The sequence below is a fragment of the Dyella sp. Tek66A03 genome (assembly GCF_052567735.1).
Window position 1 is genome coordinate 2,583,039 of sequence record NZ_CP199584.1, and the last position, 25,761, is coordinate 2,608,799.

At 59.4% G+C, this 25,761-nt stretch carries 18 protein-coding genes and 1 pseudogene; 5 read left to right on the top strand and 14 right to left on the bottom strand.

Translation table 11 applies throughout. The features are described from left to right. The first annotated feature begins 55 nt into the window (after positions 1-55). From ACT01B_RS11370 to ACT01B_RS11380, 3 genes are all read left to right on the top strand, one after another. Complete coding sequence (locus tag ACT01B_RS11370; RefSeq protein ID WP_445143372.1) at positions 56-1,156, top strand: tyrosine-type recombinase/integrase; 1,101 nt, start codon at positions 56-58, stop codon at positions 1,154-1,156. Positions 1,157-1,250: 94 nt separating this feature from the next. Next, on the top strand, positions 1,251-2,852 hold the full coding sequence (locus tag ACT01B_RS11375; protein ID WP_445143373.1) for an ATP-dependent nuclease: 1,602 nt from the start codon (positions 1,251-1,253) through the stop codon (positions 2,850-2,852). Beyond that, positions 2,842-3,882: a UvrD-helicase domain-containing protein gene (locus tag ACT01B_RS11380; RefSeq protein WP_445143374.1), complete on the top strand. Its 1,041-nt coding sequence runs from the start codon at positions 2,842-2,844 to the stop codon at positions 3,880-3,882. The genes ACT01B_RS11375 and ACT01B_RS11380 overlap by 11 nt, the downstream gene beginning before the upstream one ends. Positions 3,883-4,246: 364 nt before the next feature. Here the strand turns inward: ACT01B_RS11380 and ACT01B_RS11385 are convergent, their stop codons facing one another. The 4 genes from ACT01B_RS11385 to ACT01B_RS11400 form a co-directional block, all read right to left on the bottom strand. Beyond that, positions 4,247-7,702, bottom strand: coding sequence for a P-loop NTPase fold protein (locus tag ACT01B_RS11385; RefSeq protein WP_445143375.1), 3,456 nt, complete (start codon positions 7,700-7,702; stop codon positions 4,247-4,249). A 218-nt stretch (positions 7,703-7,920) separates the two neighbouring features. After that, positions 7,921-8,544, bottom strand: coding sequence for a hypothetical protein (locus tag ACT01B_RS11390; RefSeq protein WP_445143376.1), 624 nt, complete (start codon positions 8,542-8,544; stop codon positions 7,921-7,923). Positions 8,545-8,785: 241 nt separating this feature from the next. After that, complete coding sequence (locus tag ACT01B_RS11395; protein ID WP_445143377.1) at positions 8,786-9,841, bottom strand: ImmA/IrrE family metallo-endopeptidase; 1,056 nt, start codon at positions 9,839-9,841, stop codon at positions 8,786-8,788. Positions 9,842-10,206: 365 nt separating this feature from the next. Then, positions 10,207-11,088: a DNA-binding protein gene (locus ACT01B_RS11400; RefSeq protein ID WP_445143378.1), complete on the bottom strand. Its 882-nt coding sequence runs from the start codon at positions 11,086-11,088 to the stop codon at positions 10,207-10,209. Between the two features lie 88 nt (positions 11,089-11,176). Here ACT01B_RS11400 and ACT01B_RS11405 point away from each other — a divergent pair, with 88 nt between their 5' ends. Continuing rightward, entirely contained in the window at positions 11,177-12,280 is a 1,104-nt protein-coding gene (locus ACT01B_RS11405) for a tyrosine-type recombinase/integrase (RefSeq protein ID WP_445143379.1), read from the top strand. Positions 12,281-12,469: 189 nt separating this feature from the next. Here ACT01B_RS11405 and ACT01B_RS11410 read toward each other — a convergent pair. From ACT01B_RS11410 to ACT01B_RS11450, 9 genes and pseudogenes are all read right to left on the bottom strand, one after another. Further along, positions 12,470-12,613 (bottom strand): annotated as a pseudogene (locus ACT01B_RS11410) (DNA-binding protein); the annotation flags it as partial. A 449-nt stretch (positions 12,614-13,062) separates the two neighbouring features. Continuing rightward, positions 13,063-13,398, bottom strand: a complete 336-nt coding sequence (locus tag ACT01B_RS11415) for a hypothetical protein (RefSeq protein ID WP_445143380.1) — start codon at positions 13,396-13,398, stop codon at positions 13,063-13,065. A 62-nt stretch (positions 13,399-13,460) separates the two neighbouring features. After that, the gene (locus ACT01B_RS11420) at positions 13,461-14,897 is read right to left on the bottom strand and encodes a catalase (protein ID WP_445143381.1); all 1,437 of its coding nucleotides are present in this window, start codon (positions 14,895-14,897) and stop codon (positions 13,461-13,463) included. A gap of 223 nt (positions 14,898-15,120) precedes the next feature. Further along, positions 15,121-16,068, bottom strand: coding sequence for an MBL fold metallo-hydrolase (locus ACT01B_RS11425; protein WP_445143382.1), 948 nt, complete (start codon positions 16,066-16,068; stop codon positions 15,121-15,123). A 25-nt stretch (positions 16,069-16,093) separates the two neighbouring features. After that, the gene (locus ACT01B_RS11430; protein ID WP_445143383.1) at positions 16,094-16,882 is read right to left on the bottom strand and encodes an alpha/beta fold hydrolase; all 789 of its coding nucleotides are present in this window, start codon (positions 16,880-16,882) and stop codon (positions 16,094-16,096) included. A 204-nt stretch (positions 16,883-17,086) separates the two neighbouring features. Then, positions 17,087-18,001 carry a heterodisulfide reductase-related iron-sulfur binding cluster gene (locus ACT01B_RS11435; RefSeq protein ID WP_445143384.1) on the bottom strand — a complete coding sequence of 305 codons (915 nt, stop codon included), beginning with the start codon at positions 17,999-18,001 and terminating at the stop codon, positions 17,087-17,089. A 160-nt stretch (positions 18,002-18,161) separates the two neighbouring features. Then, positions 18,162-18,986, bottom strand: a complete 825-nt coding sequence (locus ACT01B_RS11440) for an MBL fold metallo-hydrolase (protein ID WP_445143385.1) — start codon at positions 18,984-18,986, stop codon at positions 18,162-18,164. A 128-nt stretch (positions 18,987-19,114) separates the two neighbouring features. Next, positions 19,115-19,978 (bottom strand): alpha/beta fold hydrolase, encoded by an 864-nt coding sequence (locus ACT01B_RS11445; protein ID WP_445143386.1) that lies wholly within the window; start codon positions 19,976-19,978, stop codon positions 19,115-19,117. Positions 19,979-20,445: 467 nt separating this feature from the next. Beyond that, positions 20,446-21,021, bottom strand: coding sequence for a carboxymuconolactone decarboxylase family protein (locus ACT01B_RS11450; protein ID WP_445143387.1), 576 nt, complete (start codon positions 21,019-21,021; stop codon positions 20,446-20,448). 414 nt (positions 21,022-21,435) lie between these two features. On the opposite strand from ACT01B_RS11450, the gene ACT01B_RS11455 reads away from it, so the two are divergent. Beyond that, positions 21,436-24,576 carry a two-component regulator propeller domain-containing protein gene (locus tag ACT01B_RS11455; RefSeq protein WP_445143388.1) on the top strand — a complete coding sequence of 1,047 codons (3,141 nt, stop codon included), beginning with the start codon at positions 21,436-21,438 and terminating at the stop codon, positions 24,574-24,576. 359 nt (positions 24,577-24,935) lie between these two features. Here the strand turns inward: ACT01B_RS11455 and ACT01B_RS11460 are convergent, their stop codons facing one another. Then, positions 24,936-25,556 carry a response regulator transcription factor gene (locus ACT01B_RS11460; protein WP_445147469.1) on the bottom strand — a complete coding sequence of 207 codons (621 nt, stop codon included), beginning with the start codon at positions 25,554-25,556 and terminating at the stop codon, positions 24,936-24,938. Positions 25,557-25,761: the final 205 nt, after the last annotated feature.

A 25,761-nucleotide genomic window follows, 5' to 3' on the forward strand; every position in this document is an offset into this window, starting at 1 on the left:
GATTTTTCGGTCGTAACAGAGTCACATTTTCAGTTGCACCGGCTATGACCTCGCCATGATCGAGCCGACCACCCTTCCCCTTCGCGTTGTCGACGCGCTGCAGGACCTCACCACCGTGCCGCCGGTGGCCGCAGAAATACATGCGCCGCGTCCCGCGTTGGCCGCTTCCGTCGAAGCCGTGCTCGAGCGACTCGCCAGCTGGTCGGCCGACTTTGCCGCTGGCAGTGCGCCGGCGACGGTGAAGGCCGTGCGGTCGGATTGGACGCAGTATCTGGCCTGGTGCGAAGCGAGCAGGGCGACTCCCCTGCCCGCCTCCGTCGCCCAAGTCGAATCCTTTCTGTCGGCGACGATCGACAAAGGGCGAAAACGCGCCACGGTGGATCGCTATCTCTATACGGTCGGTTTGGTACACGTCGCCGCCGGTTTACCGAGCCCGTCGAAAGATCCGGACTGGCCGGTGAAATGGAAGAAGCTGATCCGTCGGCTGAAGACGACGGGCGGCCACGCGCGCAAGCAAGCCGGCGAGCTCGACATGGCGGGCATTGAAACGATCCTTGCCACGCTGGGCGACAGCCCGCGCGATCTGCGCGATGCGGCGTTGTTGTCGATGGCATCCGACACGCTCTGTCGGGAGTCGGAGCTCGTGGCCATTCGGGTGGAACACCTGCATCACAATCGTCGGCGGAATACCTGGTCGTTGCATGTGCCGTTCTCCAAGACCAATCAGGATGGCGCGGCGCCCGACTATCGCTTTGTCAGTGCGGCGACAATCGAGCGTGTTCGCGCGTGGCAGGCAGCAGCCAACTTCACCGAAGGCGCTCTCTTCCGCCCTTTGGGCGGTCGACCAAAGGCAGGTGCTCCACAAGTCGACGAGGCCCTACTTCCGCAGGAGGTGGCGCGGATCTTTCGGCGGCGCGCGAAGGCGGCGGGTCTAGAGAACGCCGGGAGCATTAGTGGGCATTCGACGCGGATTGGATCGGCCAATGACCTCGCCGAACACGGGGCGACGGGGACGCAGATCCAGCAAGCGGGCGGGTGGAAGACCGATCGCATGGTCACGTACTACACCCGTCGGTCCCAGGCTGGGAGCAGCGCGATGGCTACGTTGCGTGCGCGATACTCAGCGCCACCTACCGATCACGATCCATCCGTATGACGCCGGGCGAAGCATCCAATTGCTAGTCGGTGCCGTGTGTGAGAATGGCTGCTGCCGGGCTGTACGGTCGCCACGAGCGCCGCAGGGAGAAGCAGTGATTCGCAAAGTCGCCATTCGGAACTATCGGTCTCTTCGTCACTTCGATCTGACCCTCACGCCGGGGCTAAATATCGTTGTCGGCGCTAATGACACGGGCAAATCGACACTGCTCGAAGCCATCGGTCTCGGCCTGACCTTCCGTATCAACGGACGCAACTTCGCTCAGGAATTGAATCCGTTCTACGTCAATATGGCGGCGACCAAGGAGTACATCCAGCAACTGATGACGGGAAAGAAGGCGCCGCCGCCGACCCTCACCATCGATATCTTTCTCGAAGAGGACGCTGAAGCGGAGATTCTCCGCGGCAGTAACAACGCCCTCGCCGAAGATGCCTGCGGCGTCCGCGTTCAGGCGCAGCTCTCGCCAGACTTTGCCGAAGAATATAGGGCCTTTATCGAGGATCCTTCATCGATTCGTCTGGCGCCGACCGAGTACTACCGCGTCGACTGGTTCGGCTTCTCAGGCAATGCCGTGACGGCGCGAAGTGTACCCGCCACGGCGTCGGTAGTGGATCCCTCCTCCCTTCGCCTGCAGGCGGGCGTCGATCACCATCTGCAGCAGATCTTGCGCACGCATCTGGAGCCGAAAGAGCGGGTCGAGCTGTCACGGCAATACCGAAGCGTTCGCGAGTCCTTCAGTGCCCAGGAGCAAGTGAAAGCGATCAATGCCCGACTGCAGGCGGACAGTCAAAGCCTCACGAGTCGGACGCTCTCTTTGGGGATCGATATATCCCAGCGCTTTACCTGGGAGAACAACCTCACGGCCCATCTGGATGAGCTGCCCTACCCATTCGCTAGCAAAGGCGAACAGAGCGCCCTCAAGACTCTTCTGGCGTTAGGTCGCAAAGCCAACGGTGCCGAGGTGATTCTCATAGAAGAACCGGAAGCCCACCTTTCCTTCGCGCACTTGCAATTGCTGCTGACCCGCATTCAGCAACAATGCGAGGGCAAGCAGGTGGTATTGGCGACGCATAGCAACTTCGTACTGAACAAGCTGGGCTTGGAGAGCATGATCCTTCTCGGCGCTCAGCAGACCGCCATGCGGTTTGCCGCGTTGCCCAATGAGACCGTGCGCTACTTCCAGAAGCTGCCCGGCTTTGACACCCTCCGCCTAGTGCTCGCGCACGCCGCGATTCTCGTGGAGGGGCCGTCGGATGAATTGGTCATCCAACGCGCCTACCTTGACGCGAAGGGTAAGCTGCCGATTGAGGATGGCATCGACGTGATCAGCGTGGGCTTGGCGCACAAGCGTTTTCTCGATATCGCCAAGCGACTTCACAAGCGTATTTGGGTAGTGACGGACAACGATGGAAAACCGCTAGCGCACCATCAGACGCGCTTTGCGGACTATCTGGAGGATGCCAACGTGAGCCTCCACGTTGGCGAGAACATCGAGTACCCGACACTTGAGCCCCAGATCGTGGCGGCCAATGACCTGGCTTCGCTGAATAACGTCCTGGGGACCACCCACCGGAGCAAGGACGACGTGCTCAAGGCCATGCTGGCCGAGAAGACGGATGCGGCGTTCGCCATCTTTGAGTCGACGACGCGTATCATCATGCCTGCATACATTCGGGACGTCGTCGATGGGGCGTAACATCGCCATTCTCGCGGCCGCGGGCTCTCGAAAAACCGACTACGTCGTCGAACAAGCCCTTGCCGCCGACGGCCCTGTGCTGATCACCACCTTCACGAACGAGAATCAGCGAGAGATTGCACGTCGCTTGGAGGAGAAAGCCGGGACGATTCCTCCCAATATAGCCGTCATGGGGTGGTTCGCCTTCCTGATCGCACAGTGTGCCAAGCCCTACCAACGAATCCTGACCGGCGACCCGTTGACCATCTCCGGACTTAACTTCAAAGGGCGGCGCCACGAACGAGCAAAGAAGACCGACATTGCGTACTACCTCGATCGACACGGCGGGATGTTTCGCGATGGCGTTTCTGATTTCGTAGTGAATATCAATCAGCAGGCAGGCGGTGTGGTGGTTCGTCGCCTAGAGCGCGTCTACCGGCACATTTTTGTGGATGAGGTGCAAGATCTCGTCGGCTTTGACCTCGACGTGCTTGATCTACTGATGAAATCGGAGATCAATGTCACTCTGGTTGGTGATCCGCGACAGCATACTTTTTCTACCAGCATTGGACCGAGAAACAAGAAGTATCGTGGCAGCGGCATGCATGCATGGCTGTCAGGACGCACCGCCATTTGCGAAGTGCTCACTCGCGATGAAAGCTATCGGTGCAATCAGTCGATTTGCAGTTTCGCCGATGCTCTGTACCCAAGCCTGCCTATCACAAGGTCCCTCAATGCGGACACAACGTCCCATGATGGCGTGTTCTTCGTCACTCGCGACGAAGTGGCCGACTATGTCAGAACGTACGCGCCTGTCACCGTGCTGCGCAATGACAAGAATGTCGACACCCTTGAGCTGGCGGCGATGAATATCGGTATGTCCAAAGGTCGAACATTTGATCGCGTGTTGATATTCCCTACCCAGCCGATGCTGAACTACTTGCGGGATCGAGATCAAACCAAACTCAAGGCCCCTGAACGACTGTATGTCGCAGTCACTCGGGCGCGCTACAGCGTTACCTTCGTCGTGCCGAAGGGATGGTCAACGTGATGGTTTCGCTGCCAACTTCGGCGGAAGCCACGCGTCGGTGTCAGTCCATCGGTATGGACGATAGCTTAGGTGGCGCCTTGCCCATGCGCTAAGCTATTAGTGCTGGCGGTCACTCGGACAATACTTAGCTTGCTGCCCCTTCATCCTAGCGTGCGGACGATGACACGGCGATACTCGGTATCTATTTGGATGGGCGCACGGCGTACATATGATTCGGCCTGTCCGAGTGTGCGGCCGCGATCGGCGAACATTTAGAGCCACCTGAAGTTCCCGGTTTAGGGGGCGACGCCCAACATGTCCTGTCGGGCGTCCCATGGGTCAGTGACAACGCCCCGAATCCGTGTCATTCCTCTCCAGGCTGCAATTATCGATTGGTAGATGAGGACTCCCCAGTGCTCGCTCCAAGGCGCCAAGCCGCAAGAAGCTGATTTCGTACTTCGACGGCATCAGGTTCTTCCATGTGAATTGTATTGAGTCGACTTCCAACGAAGTCTCTGATGTCGCTTTCGCTATTTTCGATACTCGGCGAAAGCGCCGCACTTAGGCGGGCGAGGATGCCCCGCCCTTCTGTATTCTCAAGTAAAGGCACGACGACATTGCGAACGGAATCGTCCGCGCGCTCAACGAACTCGCCAACTTCAATGAAAGGCGGGCCACCCTTGTCCATCAATGTTGCAAGGCTTGTGACTGAAGATCCGGAGACAATCCGGTCACGGAGTTTTTTGAACACGATGATCCTCGCCCCTGCATCGACGAGGTCGGCCGCTGCAAACCATCGACCGATAGCAGCTGCATCTTTTGATGCGAGAGTCAAAGGAATGGTCTTGTTGAGTGCCTCATAGAGAGCCGGCCTGACTCCGCTGCCGTCTTTTATCGAAGTGGCCAGCATGAATCCTTTACCACCATTTGCGATCCATGCTTCCCAGACTTCCGTTGATTCTTTGGCCATATGCTCATCGAGCACTTCTTGCGCGCGCTTCATCGTCACCGGTGCGGCGAGAAGCGTCTCAAATGCGTCGGCGACGTCACCTTCTAGCTTTCGGGACAGCATCTCATCCCAAAATGTTTCATAGCCTGGGAGGGCGATGATAAACGCTCTCTTGAGTTCGTCAGTGTTCAGCAGATCCAGGTATGCCGGCAGTCGATCCAGCACGTCCTTGACAACTAGGGGGCACCAGCTTCCATCGGTGCCCCACCTCGAAGCGATGTTGATGGCAATGTCGCGCATAGCCGGAGTCGAGCGTACGGCACCGACTAGCTGTGTAAGTGGACCCAACTTCGGCCCAACAGATTGCATGAGCCGGTCCAGCTCCTGTTGAAGCGGTGCGCGTGTGTCAAGCATGGCCGGCCACAACTGTTGATCCGGAACCGCCATTGGCTGAGCACCAAGAAGGAGCAGGCCAAGGACGCGCGCCATCAAGACGTCGTTCTTTATGTTGTATGCCTCGTTAAGGCGATTGGCTAACGATCCATCCGTCAATAGCGCTTTGACGTCGTTCATAGACCAACCATTCTGTTCGATCATGATTCCAATCACGAAGAGAGCGCACCGCATTTGCTCTGGTTCGTTGGTTGGATTCCGCACGATGGCAGTGATTTGAGGGGCGTTATGCGACCACTCGAATTTTCGATACGTGGAGGCCAGAGCGTTGATGCGCTCTTCTGTAACCGCGCCGCTCTTTGTTTCGCGGACGAGCGAAACGATATGGCCAGTAATCGCGGTGTCGTCGCTCAGCGAATCGAGCCGGCGACGAAGGCTGTCCACCTTTCCGCATTCCAAGGCAACGTTTGTCAGCGAAGCCGCATCGCCAGGAACGATAATCTTCGCTGGCAACAGGCTCTTGTCATTGAGTTGTACGCTTTTCCAGAACCCAGCGAATGCGCTAGCGAAGCCCGGGGCAACTGTTGTGGGAGAGGAGATGCTGGCGATGAGATTTGCACATGCCGCCAGGAAGTTCTCCCTTTTCTGAGCGGGGCAGCTTTCGAATAGCTTAAGGAGGCCGTCCGCCTCCTGTTTTCCAAAGACGGCAGGAGGCTGGCTCGCTGCGAGTGACGAGCGAAGCAGAGTCCATGTCTCGATAAAGTGATCTGGCGAAGTAGAGGGCGGAAGATCTCCAAGTAGCATGGCCGTATGCATGATTGTCGCGGCGTCTGGGTTAATGCGACCGTCCTCAACGATCCGGTGAATGATCAGCGGGAAGCCCGCGACGCCGGCGACTTTTTCAAATTCTTTTCTATCTCGCTGAGCGATGGCTTGGCGAAGCGGTGGCTCGAGAAGAACGCTTGCCGCTTCTGTACGAGGCACTCCGTAATACATAGCCGCGATTGAGGCTTGCCAATCGTCGTCGAATTCCTTGATGACGGCCGTATTGTCCGACACAGCCTCAAGAACATTTTTCTCAATGGCCGCTCTGTAAATGCAATAGTAAGCGACGGACGCAAATGGAACCTGATCCTTCCACAGGAGCCACTGAGCCGCTGTTGCATTGATCAAGGTATTGACCCCTCGCGGCGTTACTGGCGGCGCGTCTGGGGTATTACTGAAGCGATCGTAAAGCCGGCTCGCAATGAATGCCCAAGACGGATTCATTTCCTCGCCAAAAACAGCCTGCATCTGCTTGTTTAGATATTCATTCCACTTCGTTAAGACCGGACGACTGACATGAAACGTCAGGTCAAACGTCTTATCCATAAAAGATCGAGCCAGTGACAATCCATCTCCGCCAGCATTCTGATAAACGCGCGCCAGTGCATCCTCAGCAATGGGCAAAATCACGATGGGCTGATAGCGTGACTTGCGCACTTTCACGCCACTGTCGGCGCCAAGAAAGAAGCTGCGAATCGTAGCCCACATTGCCAGAGCTTCCTCAGCTGGCAGTCTGTCCAGATTGTCAATGATGAGGATGAGTCGCTTCTTGGCGTTGATCGTTTTACTGACGATGCCTCGGAACGTGTCTTGAAATTCGATTGTCGATGGCTCTGGCTCGCGAATAATGCGGTTGTAGTCCGTCTTGGTTTCCTTATTCATATAGAGCGCGAGAATGGAATCATCCTCGTGGCCCGCGCGATGTTCAAAAAAATTTGACCGCGTCCAAAAGGAGCGTTTCCAGAGGCGCCGCTCTGGTCGCCAAAGGAAATAGAACGTAGCTCCTAGAAAAGCTGGAGCGAGACAAAGAAGAAGCCCAAACAAAAAAATAGGTGCCGCAAAAGGAACGGTGGGCTGGGAGGACGGGCCGTTGATTATCTCGCCGTACCACTCCCCTGCACTGCTCGTTCCGTGTTGCAGAGCGCCGACGCTTGCGGCCGTCGAAGCGAAAGCGGCTTTGTACCACTCTAGGGAAGCAAACTTGGCGCCGAACACCGTGAGAAGCAAAGACAAGACCATCAGTGTTCCGGGCCACCGTAGCCTTGGCACCGACGTGGTTGTGTTCTCTTCAATCCTGCGGTTAAGCCTATCCAACTCTTCAGCCCAATCTTTGTCCTCATCGGCATGGTCTTTCGTTGACAAAAAATGGAGGAGATTTTCGAGAAAGGATCTGCGAGGAGGGTCGCTTTGATGCAGCCAGGCGTCGTACGTAAAGACCAAATCTCCGCCGCTATCCTGAGCTTCCAGTTCGTCGCAAAACATTTTGACGACAGTAGATTTGCCACTTCCCCACGTGCCCAGTAGACCTATGATCTTTACGTCTTCGTTGGTTCGGATGACTTTGGCCATCGCTGTGGCCAATCGTCGGTGTGACCCGAAAAAATCGTCACTTGCCGCTGCGTCATGTATGAATTTTGGCGTCCACTCGACGCCACTCTCGACCTTGATGTCCATATCTCCCCCTGGAATTGACTACCAATTTCGTAGATTTCTTTCAATTGTTAAATGTCTGACGACTAGGGTGTCATCCCCAAAGCCATGACCTTTCCGATAAATCGAGCACGCGCCGAGCTAAAGGCCCCTGGCCATAATGGGTGATTCTAACGAGCATTAGGACTCCCTTACTCGACGCTCCCGAGGGTGGTGTCAAGCAATTGGAGCATCGCCGCTCGTCAGCTCGGTTTCAATTCGACGACGTTAGAAAGGTCGGGTTCCAGCTGTGCAGTGCCAAGGTCTGTGGGCGCGGCTTGCGGTGGTTTGGCTGCCTCAAAATCGAGTTGCTTTTCCAGCTCCATGATCCGGCGCTCTCCGTCCTTGGTGCTTGCCAGGAACGTGGCGACCACTTGAGGCCGCCGCAGCATGCCTATAACGACGGAACGGAACATGGATTTGCGGGCCAAATGGAGATCCAGTGCATCTTCCACAAACGCCGCGCGCCAGGCGTTCAATACTTCGTTGTCTTCCCTGTTCTCTTTACTCAACGGCGCGCACGTGGCCACCAGCTGGTTGTAGAGGGTGGCGAGGTAGTTCCATTGTGCGGCGAAGCGCGAGTAGAAAGCCGCGTAGACGCCGGCGAATATAGCTCCAAGCCATGGTAGGGTCTCGCCAATTTCCTTCTTGAGCTGATGTGCCGAAAACTGAAATATCGCGTGGTCTCCGCAATACGATTTGATCGGAATCACCAGCGCATAGATTAGCGCGGTCACCCAAACGGAACGCAGCAACACCGCCGTTCCACCGTTGGGTCGGTGGTTAAGAAAAAATTCTCCGGACAACACACTGATCACTTTATCCATGACTCCCCCCTGCAATGGATCGACCTGCGATATGCGTGCAGGTTTTCTGGCGTGCAGTCCAACGGACGGTTCGCCATCAGTCCCCACTTCATTCCGTGACGAGGGGGCTGCTGGCGACAACCGACAGAAGCATATCGGCATTCCAATGGCATCCTTGACTCGGCGCCCAGTCCTTGCCGGAAGCACGCCTTCGCCGCGGCTGAGCTGCCGTTGAGGGCGTGTCGACGAGGTGTCTGGGCGCTCAGGGCTCGATCAGATCAAGCTCTTCCAGCCGAATGGCCATCGCGCCCTCAGAGACCCTGAAGATTGTCGCGAGCGATCGGAACGTTCGGCCGTTGTACCGCTCGGTCGAGGCAAGCCACCGCGACAAGTGGCGTCGCGTGGGCAGGCGCGCCTGAACTTCGTCCAACGTTGACGTGCACAGCGCGAACGCCGTGTCGTCGTTCAAAGCAAAGGCGTCTGTGAGGAATGAAGAGCGGAAGACATCGCGCACGAGGCGTTCGGGCATGAGAAAGGCTGCACCGAATTTATCGGCGGCGCGTTCTACCGGATCTCGTGAGATCGCAGCGCCGCTAAGTGCACGATCTCGGTGTGCAACGGCACTCACATTGCCCAGGACTATGTGTCCCAGTTCGTGAGCCAAGGTGAAGGTTTGCTCTGTCACAGACGGTAGCGTGGAGATGTCGACGGTGCGCGCGACCGGATCTAAAAGCCCAGCCACCTCGACGCGCTGGCGCCCCCACTGCATCTGCCCCAGCCCACTTGACCGGTAGTGGACCCGGTACCCCAACCACTGCAGAGCCTTGGCCGGATCCAACACTTGCAGCGGATCGTTTAGTGCATCGGCCTCCCAGATATCATGGCGGTGCTGCCATAGTGCCAACTGAAGCTGTCGCGCCTCAACGCTGATTTGTTCATCGGTGGGATGGCTGCGACGCGACGAACGTCGGCTGCCCAATGGGTGAGCCCAGGTCCGTTCGGAAGATCGCGTACGCCTCGGGACGCGATCCTCCATATCTATCGCGCCACTCCCTGTGGAGGGTGATGCCTCGGCGTCTTGATCGATGTGGGCGTAGGGATTGCCGGACGAGGCGTGGCCGAGGAGTTGCTCCAAGGGCGTTTCCGACGAAGGGCGCGCCAAATCAGGCGCGTTTTGGCGGGAAGGCGACGGATGCCCTGGTGCCGCGGCGCGTGTCGTCCACGGCATGACACCTCCCGCCGCGTAGTACGGTTGCCCGTCCTCGTCGGCGTCGTCGATATACGCATAGGGGTTTTGCAATTGCGACGCGTCGTCCACTGCTCACCTCGTCATCGATAATCACGGCGGTGCGTGCTCGCCGCTCAAAAAACCGCACGGCCAACCTCCTGGGAAGCATACTCCTGCCCTCAATGTGGCGCGATAAAACGGGCGTTGGATCGATCCATGTAAACTTCGCCGCGCCGGTTGCACGTATGCATGATCTTTTCCATGAAAGATTACTGGAGGCTTTTCAGAGCATGCCCGTGCAACAACGGTTAATGGTTGAATACGCAACCATGCTTAAGTGTCGGTCGCGGGATCTCGCTTCCGCAAACGCAGACGTGGAAACCAGGATGCCCACTGCGCTGGATCAAACCGCCGAGCCATAAGCAGAAACTACCGCGGCGCCGTCGTGCAGAGCGTTATGGCGAAATCTTCTTCCGTGGGCGTCGCGACTTGTTCGTCGATGCCGGCGGTGTTTTGCGCGGCGCGCGTTTCGGGCCGGCGGCTTGAGCCCTTCGCCATTGGGCGATGGTCGCTTCCAGCGCCGCGACCTTCCCCGCCTGATGGGCAACGGTTTGTTCGCCCGCCCGTGCGGTCGCCTGCAGGGCGTCCCGCTGCGTCGTGAGCTCGGTGACCTGCTTCGCGTGCTCGCGTCGCGCCCGCTCTTGCTGCTGTCCCAACGCCTTGATCTCTTGGCGCGCCTGATCCACCTGTTGGTGCGCGCGGTCTTCCACAGCGCGGATATGCGCCTGCGCGGCCGCGTGTTCCGCTCGCAACGCCTCGAGCTCCGACTGCCGGTGCTCGAGCTGCCCAGTGAAGTGATCACGCTGTTGCCGCACATCAGTAACCTGGGCGGCGAGTTGGTCGACCAAACCTTGGCGTTCGGCGAGTTGCAGCTCGACCTGAGCCAGCTTGCTCGTGCCCTCAGCAAGATCGGCTTGGGCCGCGGCGAGCGCGATCTCCCACAGCTTGCGTTCCTGGGTCAGCGCCGTTTGCGCCGCGAACAGGCTGTTGCGTTCCTCAGTGAGTGCGGCCTGGCTGGCCGTGTCCGCGTGCGCGAGCGCCACGCGCCACGCCTCCGCGAACACCTGGGCGACCTCCCCCGGTAAATCGGGCAGCAACGTATGCCCCTTTAGACGCTGCGCCAACTGCTCCCACCACTGATCGAGCAACTGGCCCACCCGTGCGGGGCTGCCGCGGCCGAGCTCGATGCGCACGCGCTCGACGGTCGGCCGTTCGCCACGGGCCAGCACCGCGTCTGCAGCGTTGAAAACGTCTGTTTCCGGCACCCCGATGGCCATGCCCTGCCCCTCAGGTTGATTAGGTACGATAAGGGCAGTTTATCCGACCTTAGTCGCGACAAGCGGCCTTTTAAATACGGTGCACGTAATGAATGCTACGCCTCTGCGTTTGAACGGACCACTCCCGCCGCTGGAGCTGGCCACGCTGGACGCGACCAGTCAGGCCGCCGCGGCCGCGTTTGTCGCCGCCGGCACGGCCGCTAACACCGTGCGCAGTTACCGTAGCGCCCTCACCTACTGGGCCGCGTGGTTGCAGGGCCGCTATGGGGCACGCCTGGGCGACGGGCCGTTGCCGGTGGCCGTCGCCGTGCAATTCGTGCTCGATCATCTGGCGCGCCCGACCGAAGCGGGCGACTGGGTGCACACCCTGCCCGTGCCGTTGGATGCCGCGCTGGTCACGGCGGGCGTCAAGGCGCGCGCGGGCGCGCTTGCCTTCAATACGGTCAGTCATCGCCTGGCGGTGGTCGCCAGTTGGCATCGGGTGCATGGCTGGGACGCGCCCACCGACAGCGCGGCGGTGAAAACCCTACTGCGCCAGGCGCGCAAGGCGCAGGTGCGCCACGGGGTGCGCGTGCACCAAAAGACCGCGCTGGTGGCCGAGCCGCTGCAGGCGCTGCTCGCCACCTGCAACGACGGCCTGCGCGGCGTGCGCGATCGCGCCCTGCTGCTGGTGGCCTGGAGCAGTGGAGGTCGTCGTCGCTCGGAAGTGGTGGGCCTGGCAGTCACCGACGTACGCCCACTCGATGTCGACACGTGGCTGGTAGCGCTGGGCGCGACCAAGACGGAGACCGGGGGGCTACGGCGCGAGAAGCCCTTGCGCGGCGATGCCGCGCACGCGCTGGCCGCGTGGCTGGCCGCGGCACCGGCGACCACCGGCCCGCTCTTTCGTCGCCTGCATCGGGGTGGCGCGGTCGGCACGACGGCGCTGACCGGCGATCATGTCGCGCGGATGGTGCGGCGTCGCGCCACCCTGGCCGGGCTGGATGGCGACTGGGCCGCGCACAGCTTGCGCTCGGGCTTCGTCACGGAAGCGGGCCGGCAAGGTGTGCCGCTCGGCGAGGTGATGGCGATGACGGAGCACCGGGGCGTGGGTACCGTGATGGGCTACTTCCAGGCGGGCAGCTTGTTGAGCAGTCGTGCCAGCGACCTGCTTGCCGCCTCGCCCGGGGACGCGAAGCCCGCTTCCGCCTGAGCGGCGCGAAGGCGAGCCATCGGGGTCGCTCCGCGAGGAGCGACCGTTCGGCCGCAAGGGCGCAGCAGGCGCGGCAGCCGCGGCAGGCGCGGCAATTTGAAGTAACGCGAGCCGCATTGCCGATAGGTCCGGCGGCGATAACTCCGACCACAGGCGTCTCTCTTGCCGCCGGCGCCCGACCTCAATGCGCCATGCAACAAGCATCCTGGGCGCTGCGTTTAGTGAGCCCGGGCCGAGGGCTGCCCAGATCTTCTTGGCGGTCGGATTCGCGCCACTAGCTACGGGATCGTCCGCGGCGACGTCGAGTGGTCCTTGGGTGATACCGCTAGGCATGGCGGTAGCTTTATTTTACAGCGGCGAGGTCAGTGGAGCACGTACCCGCGATAACACGGGCTAATCGCCCTGCCCCGGCACTCGCCGGTGGCTAAGCTCGGGCCGACGAAGTCCGCTAGGCCCAAGCCTGTGGTTTTGCCTGCAGGGTGCAAGCATGCGGAGCAACGCGCGACCGGAAGCGCATTCGTCTTGCCCGAGTGCCGCGCTGAACCGGTCCGGTCCGGCGAGCGCCTTTTTCGTGGATACCTGGACGTTCACGGCGCAAGCGGTTGTGCCCCACGACCTGCGCGAACGCTCACCGTCGGTGGAACCCACGCGTTGAATCGAGGAAATGAGCCGTTTACCTACCATCGCGTGATGGTGACCTACCAGTTTCGGGCACTTCCTTCAGGACAGGCATTCCTGCTGCGGCGAACGGCACAAGCCGCTTCAGGCCGTCACTTCCGGCCTTAGCGTTCGACGCAGCGAGGTTCGGCGGCGAGGACCCACTCGCGACGCCCTTCGATAATGTCGCGAAGAAAATGGTCCAGCTGATCCTTCATGCCCTTACACAGCATGTCGTAGGCGGTAAGGTCGCCGAACTCAGCAATTGCTTCGTTGGCGAACCAAGCCATGGCGACGGTTGGATCAGGCTCGACGGCGAGGACGAGTTCCACCGTTTGCGCCCACCCAAAAATGGACACCGGCGATCGCACGTGATGGAGTCGCAAAGACACGCCTTTGTTCGGCCGAAGTTGACCTTGCATAGCGGGGTCGCAACTACTTTGTCGAAGCTGGATTGTCATGGTGAACCTCTAACCGAAACTGTCAGGGCGACGCCACCGGCCAAGAGCGGCGTCCAATCCCCTTAAAGCGATAACGCCTTGGCCACACCCTCACCGTACGCCGGATCGGCCTTGCTGAAGTGGGCTAGCTGGCGTCGGATGATCTGCTCCGGCACGCCCTTCATGGCGGCAGCGATGTTGTTGAACAACTGCTGCTTCTGATCCGTACTCATCAGGCGGAACAGATCGCCTGCCTGACTGTAATCATCGTTGCCATCGCGATGGTCGTAGCGATCAGCGTCGCCAACGATTGCCAGCGGCGGCTCCTTGACAGACTTGTCCTCGACCGGCCCACCGAACGAGTTGGGCTCATAGTTCACGCTGCCCCCACCGTTACCGTCAAAGCGCATTTCGCCATCGCGGTAGTAGTTGTGGACCGGACAGCGCGGCCGATTGATCTCCAGCGAGTCATGGTTGGTACCCAGGCGATAACGGGCCGCATCGGCGTAGGAAAAGATGCGGAACTGAAGCATCTTGTCCGGGCTATGGCCAATGCCGGGAACCACGTTAGCAGGCGAGAAACTGGCCTGTTCCACCTCGGCGAAGTAATTGTCCGGGTTTCTATTGAGCTCCAGCACGCCTACCTCGATCAGGGGGTAGCCCTGGTGTGGCCATACCTTCGTGAGGTCGAACGGGTTATATGCAGTGTTCGCAATATCCTTCTCCGGCATGACCTGCACGTACATGGTCCATCGCGGAAAATCCTTGCGCTCGATCGCCTCGTACAGGTCGCGCTGGTGGGATTCTCGATCCCATCCAATCACCTTTGCGGCTTCCTCGTTGGTCCAATTGCGGATGCCTTGCTGGGTCTTGAAGTGAAACTTGACCCAATATCGTTCGCCCATATCGTTCCAGAAACTGTAGGCGTGGCTGCCGAAGCCATGCATGTGGCGCAACGTGGCTGGCAAGCCGCGATCACTCATCAGGATGGTCACCTGGTGTAGCGACTCCGGACTCAAAGACCAGAAGTCCCACATGGCAGTGGCACTACGCAGGTTGCTGCGTGGATCGCGCTTCTGCGTCCGAATAAAGTCGGGGAATTTGTACGGGTCACGCACGAAGAACACCGGCGTGTTGTTGCCCACCAGGTCCCAGTTCCCCTCTTCCGTGTAGAACTTGATGGCGAAACCTCGCACATCGCGCTCAGCATTCGCCGCGCCACGCTCGCCCGCCACGGTAGAAAAGCGCAGGAACAATGGCGTCTGACTTCCGGTCCTGAACACCTTCGCACGCGTATATCGGGTGATATCGTGCGTAATGGTGAGCACCCCATGCGCGGCCGATCCCACCGCGTGAACAACGCGTTCAGGAATACGCTCACGATTGAAGTGAGCGTGTTTCTCAAACAACTGATGATCCTGTACCAACAGCGGGCCACGCGGGCCGGCTGTCAAGCTGTTCTGATTGTCAGGAACGGGGGCTCCCGAGCTCGACGTGAGCGTACCCTGCTTCGTATTCATGGCAAGAATCCATTTCGTAGGTGAACGGCAAGCCTGGCCGACCCGGTACACGAGTTGGATGTCCGAGGCTTAGTCAGCGTCGTATTGGCACTGCTGGCGACGGCAAGGGCCACCAGTCCCTGGCGAGCCCGTGCTTGCGATTGGTTTTACGTCGGGTATGCCGCTTGCACCTGCGGCATCATGGAGTGGGTTCGTGATCGCCCACGGTGCAATGCAACCTATCTCACGGCTCGCCGACCGCTTCCCATACAAAGGTGTCCCCGTGCTTCTTCACGTGCCCTATGCCAGGAAAGGCAATGTGTGCACCGGCGATCCAATATCCGCTGGATGCCGCCTGCGCCAGAGCCTTGTTGCGCTCCCGGGCCGCCTGAGCTTGATCGAAGTCGAAGCGGATGGTGATGGCGGGCGCGGGAAACTGGACATCGCCCACATGGATCACGTCACCCCAGAACACCAGTTGTTGCCCCCGGCTCTTAAGTACAAACGACGTGTGTCCCGGCGTGTGCCCTATCGCTTCCGTCGCCACGATGTCCGGAGCAACTCTCGTACCCGAGGTGAATGTCTTGAGCCTGCCCTGGTCGCGATACGGCGACAGTACGTCTTTCACAACATCGAACGTACCGTTCAACACCGGGTCGATCTTGGGTGCATTGGATGGATCGGTCCAGAAAGCCAGTTCCCTCGCATCCACCCAGACGGTTGCGTTGGGAAACGCCGGCTTGCCATCGAGCAGCAGCCCCGAGACATGATCGATGTGCAGGTGGGTCAGCAGCACCTCGTCGATGCTCGATGGCGACACCCCAGCCCGAGCCAAGCTGTTCTCTAGCTTGCCCAACGTGCTTCCCAGCCGGTCGGAAGCACCTGTGTCGATCAGCACCAGTTTACCGCCGGTCCTTACAAGATAGGCGTTGACCGATGTCGTCACCACCGGGCCGTCGTGGGCGGATTGCAGCAGCGTGGGCAGGTCCGCATCCCTGGGGGTAACCAGGAGTTGTGTCGTGTCGAGACCAAAATTGCCATCTGCCAGGGCGATGACCTCATCCTTGCCCACCGTCAGACGATAACTGGCGCCGCCAGCAGCAGATGCAGGCGCCACATCGGTGCTGGCGGCAGGTAGAGCCAGCATCATGGTGAGCGCAGGCAGGATCAATGAAGTGCATAGAGAACGCATACGCCTGATTCCTTGGTAGGGCTAATTACTTGGAGGCCATCGGCGATGCGTCGACCGACTTCACTGCATCCTCGATGACGGCGGCCACCTCCTTCGGATGCGACAGCAGCGATACGTGACTCGAGTTGAGTACCGTGGTCTTGGCCTTCATCAGCTTGGCGGAGTCGCGCTCGAGATCGGGGCTGATAACGCGGTCGTTGGCTGAGACGATGTACCAAGACGGCTTGGTCTTCCATGCCGCGTCGGTGACCTTGTCGTTGAAGGTGCTCGCAGCTAGCGGGCCCTGCGTGACTACCATGACGGCAGACTCGGAGGCTGGTAGATCAGCGGCAAAATCCTTCTGTACACCCTCGGCCGATAAGTAGAGGAAGCCGTGGCCGTCATCGCGAACCTGGGCAAGCGCGGGCGGCTTGGGATAAGCGTTCACGAGTTCGCCGCCCGTTTGGCCATCCTTGTTGGCGAATGCCGCCACATACACCAGGGCCGCCACCTTCGGGTCCGTGCCGGCTTCGGTGATCACCGTGCCAGCCCAGCTGTGGCCCACCAGAACCACCTTGCCTGGCGCCGAGGCCAACGTGCGCTTGGTCGCAGCCACGTCGTCTGCCAGCGAGGTCAACGGATTCTGGACGACCAGCATGTGCAAGCCTTTGGCCTGGAGCAGCGGGATCACCTTGCTCCAGCTCGAACCGTCGGCCCAGGCACCATGGACCAGCACGACCGTGGTCTCGCTAACCGGTTTACCGGCCGCGAGCGACGTCAGTGAGGTGCTTGCGAGCAGAAGGCTGGCGAGCGAGCAGCGAAGAAAATGGCGCATGGTCAATCCTCTATTGGAACGTCGGAAATGTTGCAGCGGTGTGTTCATGACTACCCGGTCATGACGGCATCTTTCGCTTGCCAATATCGCCAAAAGAGGCCCGTGCAGCCCAGCCCAGATGGGGCAAATTTCGCCCACCTATTCGGGTAAAGGTCCGCGCAGGCCATGGACTTGTGTGAGTGAGGCACTACAGGCACGGTTTCGTTACTGCAATAGCCGTCCACGCAATGGCTTTGGCGTGGGACCGCCTGTGGCCCAATCAAGTAACTCGACGGTGTGGACGAATGGAAGCTCCAGTTCGCCTTCCAGCTGGGTCATGCATCCGATGTTGCCGCTGGCGATTACATCCGCGGTGAGCTTTTGAATCTGGGCAATCTTTCGGCGTTTCAAACTTTGGGGAAGGTTCGGCTGCAAAAGGTTGTAGACACCAGCCGAACCGCAGCACATGTAACTCTCCGGCACTTCCACCACCTCGAAGCCAGCTGATCGAAGCAGCTCCACCGGCTGTCGCGTAATGCGCTGTCCATGCTGCATTGAACACGCAGAGTGGTAGATCACCCGGAGCCCGCTGCGATTCACTGGTTTTCGGAGACCAAGCTCCGCCACGTACTCCGTAATGTCCTTGGCCAGGCCGCTTACCTTGGCCGCCTGGTGCCCCCATTCATCGTCCATGCGCAATGCGTGGCCATACGCCTTCACCGAAGTGCCGCAGCCAGACGCATTGATCACGATGGCATCGATGGGGGAGCGAGTGTCTTCCCGCAACCAGGCAGCAATATTCGCTTTGACAAACGGTTCCGCCTGCTCTTTCAATCCCATATGCTCGGCAGGCGCTCCGCAACAATCAGCCCCCTTCGCAATCACGACTTCCACGCCGTGACGTTGCAGAAGTTGAACGGTCGTTTCATTGATGCGCGTATTGAGAACCGTCTGCACGCACCCGGTGAGTAAGCAAACTCGGGCTCTGAGTGGCTGCATCGCAGGGAATGTCTGCGGCGTATCGTAAGAGCTCGGCTCTGGCAACTTGCCGCGCAGCATCGCCGCGCCAACATCGGCCAAATCCCGCCCCTCACGAACGAGGGTATCCAGATCGCCAGGGAATCCTTCCTGGCCCTGCATGAAACCTTTGAAGCCCCCCGCCGCCTCGACGGCAATGCCCTTGGTTCCGGCATCAACAAAGACGATGAATTTCGCTATCCTTTCCTCGGATCGATGTGCTTCGAAAATCCGGCTTCATGCTTCATCGAAGATGCTGCGGACAGAACGGCTCGCCAACGGGTCAGGGAGTGCGGGTGTAGTTGGCGGGAACCCAGGCATATCCCTGTCCTTCCCGGCGAACGTGGCCCAGCCCCGGGAACGAGATGTGTGCCGCCGCCACCCAATAGCCCTGGCTAGCCGCCTCGGCGAGCGCCCGTTGGCGCGCCGCTGCGGCAGAAGCCTGGTCAACGTCATACTTGATGCCAGCCCGGGGCTCGGCCAGCTGAACCGCAGCGACGTGCACCGTATCTCCCCACGCAAGAAGGTGATCCTTGCCACTCGTCAGAAGAAACCAGGAGTGACCTGGCGTATGGCCCGGAGCGGCGATCGCCTTGATGTCCTTGACCACATCCTGGCCGGGCTCGAATGGCTGGACTTTTCCCTTGGCAAGATAAGGACCGAGCGAATTTCGGGCTCCGGCAAACATGGGTTGCAATAGCAGTGGCGCCATGGACTCGTTGGCCGGATCCAACCAGAAGTCCAGGTCTGCCTTGGCGACATGCACGGTCGCATTCGGAAAGGCCATCACGCCATTTCGCATGAGGCCACCTTCGTGATCGAGATGAAGATGCGTGATGAGGATGTCGTCAACTTCTTCAGGACGATAGCCCGCAGCGATCAGGTTATCGGCCAAGTAGCCGCCATCCTTGCCGTAGAGCGGCCCCGCACCCGCGTCGATCAGTATCAAACGTGAGCCCGTGTCGATGAGGAAGGCATTAATGGAACCCTCCACGGGTGACTGCACAAAGCTATTGGCAAGAAGGGAGTCAGCCTGTGCGCGACCGATCCCTCTCAGCAGTTCATCCGCCCGAAAGGGATGCGTGCCGTCGAGCAAAGCGGTGACCATATCGTCACCGACACGCAGGCGATAGAAACCGCTGCCCTGAGTGTCGCGAAGTGGCGAAGCGGCTTGGACCGTCAAAGGGGCCATGCCCAAGGTCATGGCGACAACCAGCAATGAAGCGAACAAGCGCATTACGAACCCTCCCACCCATCAAGAAAATCCATTAGCAACCGGTTGACGATCTCGGGCTGCTCTTCCTGTGGCAGATGGCCACATTGGGCAATGGGTTCGGCGCGCAGATGCTCGACCATGCTCCCCCAAACTTTGGCCATGTCGAAACTGCCGCCGACCGCTTCGAAGTCTTTGCCCCAGATCGACATGGTGGGACACTGAATCTTCACATCAGCATCCTCCTCATCCTGGAGCACATCCTCAGGTGAGGCGCGATAGTCAGCCATGGCGCCACGAACTGCGCCCGGCGCCCTGTAGGCCTGCAGGTAGGTGTCGAAATCCTGGTCGCGGATGGTATGCGGGTCGTAGCACCAATCCGTGAAGAAGTGCCTTAGCCACACGTCCTCGCGCCCCGCAATAAGCGCTTCCGGTAAATCCAGCACCTGATGGAAGAGGAAAAACCAGTACGACCTGGCGATGCGAGCGTTCATCGAGTGGGCGACGATCCGCGTCGGCACGTTGTCCATGACAACGAGGCGATTGACCCGACCGGAGTTGTCCTTGGTAAAGCGCGTGGCGACGCGGGCGCCCCTGTCGTGCCCCACCAGGGCGATACGGTCGATGCCAAGCGAGTCCAGCAGGCCCGCGAGGTCGGCTGCCATGGTCCGCTTGTCGTATCCCGTTACCGGTTTGTCGCTTTTTCCGTAACCCCGAAGATCAGGGGCGATGACACGGTAGCGTTCTGCAAGCACTGGAATCTGGTGTCGCCAGGCATAGTTTGTTTCTGGGAACCCATGCAATAGCACGACTGCCGGCCCCGAACCCGCATCGATGTAATGTTGCCGAATGCCATTGGCTTTCAGGGTGTGCCGCTGTACAACCATGATCGCTCCCTCCACAGGGCTACGCGTAACGCAGGGGTTTTCTCTTTCGAATCAATGCGAAGTCACCGTGGGCGATGCGAATGCGGTAAACATGCCTGCTCCATACCGCATTGACGTGCGTGGCGCACTCAACGCAGCGACAATGTCCGTCATGAAGCGTTCGGCGCCCAGACCGATCCGGGCTTGCACACCTACTCTTTCAGGTACGAATGTCGCCGAGCGGGCAAACGGGGCATAGACCTTGGTCGAATGCCGCGCGTCAGGTTGCCTGGGGCTGGCTGCTGGATCACGCGGTTGCGTAGCCAGATCGGGGTGTATCACGGAGATCGACGGCGTTGCCGGACGGCGTCTGCTCTCGCCTATGGCGCATGCTCAATCCGATCGCACGCCTGCAACTGCCCACGGCCGCCTGCGCAACGCAAGTAGCTCAGGGGCAGCGCCCCGCGACATCCATCGTCGGCACCGGATCAGCTCGTTGCATCTACCGGAACGGGGACATCGTACGCATTGAGGGTGATTGCCAGCATCGAGTAGTAACCCACGAGGTAAATCAACTCGTTGAGCCCAGGCTGGCCGAAGTGTTGCTGCCCTGTCTGGTACCCTAGATCCGACAGCTTCTTGCCTTGGCATAAGGTGCTGGCTAGATCGTAGGCCAGCCTTTCATCCGCGCTGAGCGAGTGGGGTGCCAGGCCTGCGGACAGACTCACCATATCCTCGTCACTCACGCCATGCCTGGTCCGCGCTACGGCCTCGTGCGCGTATAACTCATAGCCGGCTGCATAGTGCGCACCAACCACCAGGATAATAATCTGCCGAATGTTGTCGGGCAGACGCGACGCGGCCGTGAGTGCCTTCGACAGTCCCCATACGCCCTCGCCAATAGCGGGATCGTGCAACCAGACGTTCCATGGGCCCAGAAGCGCTCCATCATCGCAGCTGGTACGGAAGCTGCCGTACTTCGAACTGCTTCCACGACGCATGTCTTCATACAGCTGGCGCTGGTCACTGGTTAGATCTGCAGGCGCAATCGGAGGAAGTCTCATGAGCAGCTCTCGATATCTTGAAGGTCCAACGACTCTTTTTCCTGCATGGACGGCAGATCGACGAAGTTATGCCCAGGCGTGCTTCGCTGTCGATACGCGATCGGGTATTTGGTCGCAATCGATATAGAGGAGCGAAGCAGTCTGAGGCTCAATCTGTTTATTTGGCTAATATGCCTATGACTGCTGCCCCATCGCGGCGACAATCACCCCTTCACCGCGCACTTCAGCAGCTTTTCGTCAGCATACCGAAAGTTCCGAGGCGATCCTCCCCAGACTCGATTGTCCGTTCGCTCATCAAACCACGAACGACGCCGGTGGTTCGACGCACCAAGAATGGCAAACCCGAGCTCAACGGGTTCGAATCAACGGCCTTCCGCGTAGTCCATTGGTCGATATGGGTGCCGCGTGTAGTAAATGGCACTCGATATTTTCTACAATTTGCCGCAACTGGGCTCTTCAGGTAGCACTGCTCAATCTTTCGGCCACCCGTGCATGGAGCTCTTGACCTGTATGACCCACGCTTATACGAAGCGAGTGGCAGGCATCGCGCTTGGCATCGTTCTGCTGGTGACAAGTCCTCTTGGATGGGCTCAAGGCTTGGCCGATCGGTCCATCGGCCAGCTTTACCACACGGCGTGGACAGTGAAAGAGCACAGTCCGGGCCAAGTCTCGGCGATCGTTCAAACGCCCGACGGCTACTTGTGGCTTGGCACGGATGCCGGCCTGTTCCGCTTCGATGGCATTCGCTTCGAGCGATTTGAGGACGTCACTGGGAAGAATCTGCCCTCCATAACGGTACAGTCGCTCCATGTCGCAACCGATGGAGCGCTTTGGATTGGATTCCAACGCGAGGGCATCAGCGTGTGGAATCACGACAAACTGGTCAACTATGGCGGCGGCGATGGACTGCCGGTAGGCACCGTGCTTGCGGTACAGATCGACCTGGATGGCGTGGTTTGGGCATCTTTGTCAAAAGGGCTATACCGATTGCATCAACGGCGCTGGGAACGCGTGGATGTGCCAAACGCCGACGCGCGCAATGGCTCGCCAATATTTATCGACCGAAAAGGCACTCTCTGGTACTACGGCGGGAAAACAGTCCTGAAACTGCCGTGGCACGCATCAGCCTTTGTCGATACCGGCGATAATCCAGGCGTCGTGGGTTTCTTTGCCGAAGATGCAAATGGCACCGTGTGGGTGTCCACAATCAGTGGAACGGGAGGTGTTCGACCGGTACGCGGCCAAGGCCCTGCCTACGACGACATGAAGGGCATACCGGTACGTTCCGCAGGTTTGCTGTTTGATAGGAACGGCCATGTGTGGGTGACCACGCTTGGCCACGGCGTGCTGTGGTACCGCTCCTCCGCAACGGCGCTTGCCAGCGCGCGCGCGGGTATTGCGGCTGTGGCGGACGACAGCTTCAGCCATGATGAGGGGTTGAGCAGCGACTACACATGGCCGATATTTCAGGGACGCGAAAGCAATGTATGGATTGGCAGCGGCGCAGGACTGGACCGTTTTCGTCCCAGTGCGGCCGTGCCTGCTGCCTTTCCTCGTGCCATGCACGACCTGGCGATGGCCGTCGATGCGGACGGCTCCATCTGGGCCGGTTCGACCACTCACCCATTGATGCGACTCAAGGACGATACGCTTCAAACGTTCGACAACCTGCCACCGGAACTGACTTGCGCATACAAGGACACTGACGGCAGTCTCTGGTTTGGCGGTGACAAAGGCATCTGGCATATCGAACACGGGCGACCGCAGCTGATCGTGTCCAGGCTTCCTTCAGAGATCGCCACCCAGATGCAGGCGATGACACGCGACCGTAGCGGCGCGCTTTGGGCGTCTGGCTTTGGCTATCCGCTGAGCAAATACGAACACGGCGCCTGGCACGCCGTCGACAACATACCCGGCTTGCCTGCTGGGGAGCGAGCACACGCCATGACCACTGATACCAGGGGGCGCGTTTGGCTTGGGTATGCTAATGGCTCGCTCTATGCCATCGACGGCGACAGCGTTAGCGCATACGGCTCAAACCAAGGAATCAGCCTCGGCAGCATTGCCCAAATCCTGGATACAGGCCGCCATTTATGGATCGCTGGCGACCAGGGATTGGCCGCCTTCGACGGCACTCGCCTGCATCGCATGCAAACCGATCATGTCAGCGATCTCAAAGGCATTGCTGGCGTCGTCGAGGCTCCCGCCGGCGACTTGTGGATCCACACCATCAAAGGTCTGGCGCACATCTCTGCCGATCAGGTCAACGGCTTCCTGCGGAACGATCGGATGACCGTGCAGCTTGAATGGTTCGATTATCTCGACGGCCTGCCGGGACCACCCACGCAACTGCGTCCGCTGCCAAGCATGGTGCGCGGCAATGATGGCCGTCTGTGGCTTGCCACCAGTGCCGGGGGTGTGTGGCTCGATCCGAACAACATCCCGCATAATCCTCTGCCCCCACCAGTGCAGGTAACGTCGGTCATTGCCGATAGCCGAGCCTATGATCTTCACGGGGAGCTGACCCTGCCCAAGGGCACGATCAACTTGCAGATCGACTATACCGCGCTCAGCCTCACCCTCCCCGAGCGCATGCAGTTCCGCTACCGCCTCGAAGGCATCGACAAGAATTGGCGTGAAGCCGGCCATCTGCGGCAGGCCATCTATACCAATCTCGCGCCTGGCCACTATCGCTTCTTCGTTACGGCCTCCAACAACGACGGCGTCTGGAATGCGCATGGCACTGACATCGATTTCAATATCGCGCCATGGTTCTATCAGACGTTATGGTTCCAGTCGCTCTGTACCGTGCTTGCGTTTTTGATGGCGGCCCTCCTCTACTTATGGCGAATGCGTGCGGTGGCAAGTCACGTGCTCCTTCGTCTGCAAGAGCGAACCAGCGAGCGCGAACGCATTGCGCGAGAGCTGCACGACACACTACTGCAAGGCGTACAAGGCCTGTTGCTTCGCCTGCAGGCTACGACGGCCGAATTGGACAGCGACAATCCCATCCGCAAAAGCCTCGATAGCGCTGTTCATCGCGCGCGCTGCGCCGTGATTGAGGCTCGCGACAAAATTATTGCCCTACGCGAACAGGGTGAGCCTGAGAACCTGTTGCCTACCCTGCGCAGCCTTGGCGACGAACTGGCCGCCACCCATGGACCGGCTTTCCTACTCACCATTTTCGGCGTGGAAGCGCCACTGCACGCTGTCACCGCCAAACAGGTGCTCGACATCAGCCGAGAAGCACTGCGCAACGCATTCCTCCATGCCAATGCTGATGTGATTCAAGTGGAGGTAGATTACGGCCAGCAACTACTGCGCGTGTTGATTCACGATGATGGTATTGGCGTCCCACCTGATCCGCTGAACCATGCACGCGAGACAGGGCGCTGGGGACTCATCGGTATGTACGAGCGTGCGAGGACCATCGGTGCCACGCTGGCTGTCTACCAGCGTGAATCACGGGGAACGTCCGTCTCTCTTTCTATCCCCGGGTACACTGCCTACCGCTGCGGTCGCGTGAATATGATTCGTCGACAGTTCTTTCGCTGAGTGGAAATACGGTCCAGCCCAATTTAGCTCCCGACGGAGGTATTTCGACCGCAGCTGAACGCACTCGAGTCGCTCGGTGCTGGTGCTTTCGTTACTTCGCGCCCGCCCTTCATACTCATGAACAAGGCTGTCAATAGCGTTGGCTTCCCAGCCTTTCTGATGCTCATCAAGTCTCCTCAGTTCAGCCAGGGTTGCTCGGCCCTCCCCCTCGCTTCGAATTCGGACATGATCGCCGCACCGTGCACCACGCGCAGCTTCAGCTATCCCTATCGCGGCAGATCTTGCCTACTAGATCAGGTAGGCCTTATACACGCGTGCGTGGCGCCGGCAGCGTGTCTCGCTGACGACCCATGACAATATCAGCTATCGAGAAAACCGCGATTGCGCGCCAATGTGACCGCATGCGTCCGGTCGAGCGCGTCGAGCTTGGCCATGATGTTCTTCAGCCGTGCTTTCACAGCGTCTTCCGATACACAAAGAACGTCAGCAATGCGCTTATTGGTATAGCCAATGGCAACTAGCCGAAGCACGCTCACTTCGCGATCGCTAAGCATCTCCGACCATGCGTGAGAGGCGATATCACCAGCCAGTTCCGAGGCAAGGACGCGTTTTCCGCCAGTCACCGAGCGTACGGCCATCAAAATTTCTTCCCGTGCCGCGCTCTTGAGCAAGTAGGCACTAGCACCGCGCGAGAGTGCTTCCTTCACCCGAGCATCGCCTGGATACGATGTCAGCACTACAACGCGCGCTTCTGGAAATTCACTTTTGACCGAAGTAATGGCCTGCAGCCCATCCACTCCAGGCATCTGCAGGTCGATTAAGGTTACGTCCGGGCGAAGTTCGCGGTAGCGAACGATGGCCTCCGCGCCGTCAACTGCCTGCCCGACAACTGTCATGTCTGCCGCACTTTCAATAAGCGCTGCCAAGCCATCACGCATGATGGGGTGGTCATCTGCAATAAGCACCCTAATAGTGGCCATATGACCCGTCACCTTTTCACTCTTACCACGACTGAAGGGCTGATTCACACGAGCCCTTCAGTTAGCGTCTCACAATTACGCAGAACATGACGCTGTTCAATGCTCAATCGAGTAGATCCGACGTCCCCTCCGGTTTTGAGTAGCAGTGCGATTTGGGGGCAATCCAAGGTGACGTCGTCCCGGATAGCTGTACACGTTCGCGTTT

What these genes read in the sequence shown, in the direction of transcription:
- ACT01B_RS11370 (WP_445143372.1), top strand. Translation starts at nt 56, where the DNA reads ATGATCGAGCCGACCACCCTTCCCCTTCGCGTTGTCGACGCGCTGCAG.
- ACT01B_RS11380 (WP_445143374.1), top strand. Translation starts at nt 2,842, where the DNA reads ATGGGGCGTAACATCGCCATTCTCGCGGCCGCGGGCTCTCGAAAAACC.
- ACT01B_RS11385 (WP_445143375.1), bottom strand. Translation starts at nt 7,702, where the DNA reads ATGGACATCAAGGTCGAGAGTGGCGTCGAGTGGACGCCAAAATTCATA.
- ACT01B_RS11390 (WP_445143376.1), bottom strand. Translation starts at nt 8,544, where the DNA reads ATGGATAAAGTGATCAGTGTGTTGTCCGGAGAATTTTTTCTTAACCAC.
- ACT01B_RS11400 (WP_445143378.1), bottom strand. Translation starts at nt 11,088, where the DNA reads ATGGCCATCGGGGTGCCGGAAACAGACGTTTTCAACGCTGCAGACGCG.
- ACT01B_RS11405 (WP_445143379.1), top strand. Translation starts at nt 11,177, where the DNA reads ATGAATGCTACGCCTCTGCGTTTGAACGGACCACTCCCGCCGCTGGAG.
- ACT01B_RS11415 (WP_445143380.1), bottom strand. Translation starts at nt 13,398, where the DNA reads ATGACAATCCAGCTTCGACAAAGTAGTTGCGACCCCGCTATGCAAGGT.
- ACT01B_RS11420 (WP_445143381.1), bottom strand. Translation starts at nt 14,897, where the DNA reads ATGAATACGAAGCAGGGTACGCTCACGTCGAGCTCGGGAGCCCCCGTT.
- ACT01B_RS11425 (WP_445143382.1), bottom strand. Translation starts at nt 16,068, where the DNA reads ATGCGTTCTCTATGCACTTCATTGATCCTGCCTGCGCTCACCATGATG.
- ACT01B_RS11430 (WP_445143383.1), bottom strand. Translation starts at nt 16,882, where the DNA reads ATGCGCCATTTTCTTCGCTGCTCGCTCGCCAGCCTTCTGCTCGCAAGC.
- ACT01B_RS11435 (WP_445143384.1), bottom strand. Translation starts at nt 18,001, where the DNA reads ATGCAGGGCCAGGAAGGATTCCCTGGCGATCTGGATACCCTCGTTCGT.
- ACT01B_RS11440 (WP_445143385.1), bottom strand. Translation starts at nt 18,986, where the DNA reads ATGGTCACCGCTTTGCTCGACGGCACGCATCCCTTTCGGGCGGATGAA.
- ACT01B_RS11445 (WP_445143386.1), bottom strand. Translation starts at nt 19,978, where the DNA reads ATGGTTGTACAGCGGCACACCCTGAAAGCCAATGGCATTCGGCAACAT.
- ACT01B_RS11450 (WP_445143387.1), bottom strand. Translation starts at nt 21,021, where the DNA reads ATGAGACTTCCTCCGATTGCGCCTGCAGATCTAACCAGTGACCAGCGC.
- ACT01B_RS11455 (WP_445143388.1), top strand. Translation starts at nt 21,436, where the DNA reads ATGGCACTCGATATTTTCTACAATTTGCCGCAACTGGGCTCTTCAGGT.
- ACT01B_RS11460 (WP_445147469.1), bottom strand. Translation starts at nt 25,556, where the DNA reads ATGGCCACTATTAGGGTGCTTATTGCAGATGACCACCCCATCATGCGT.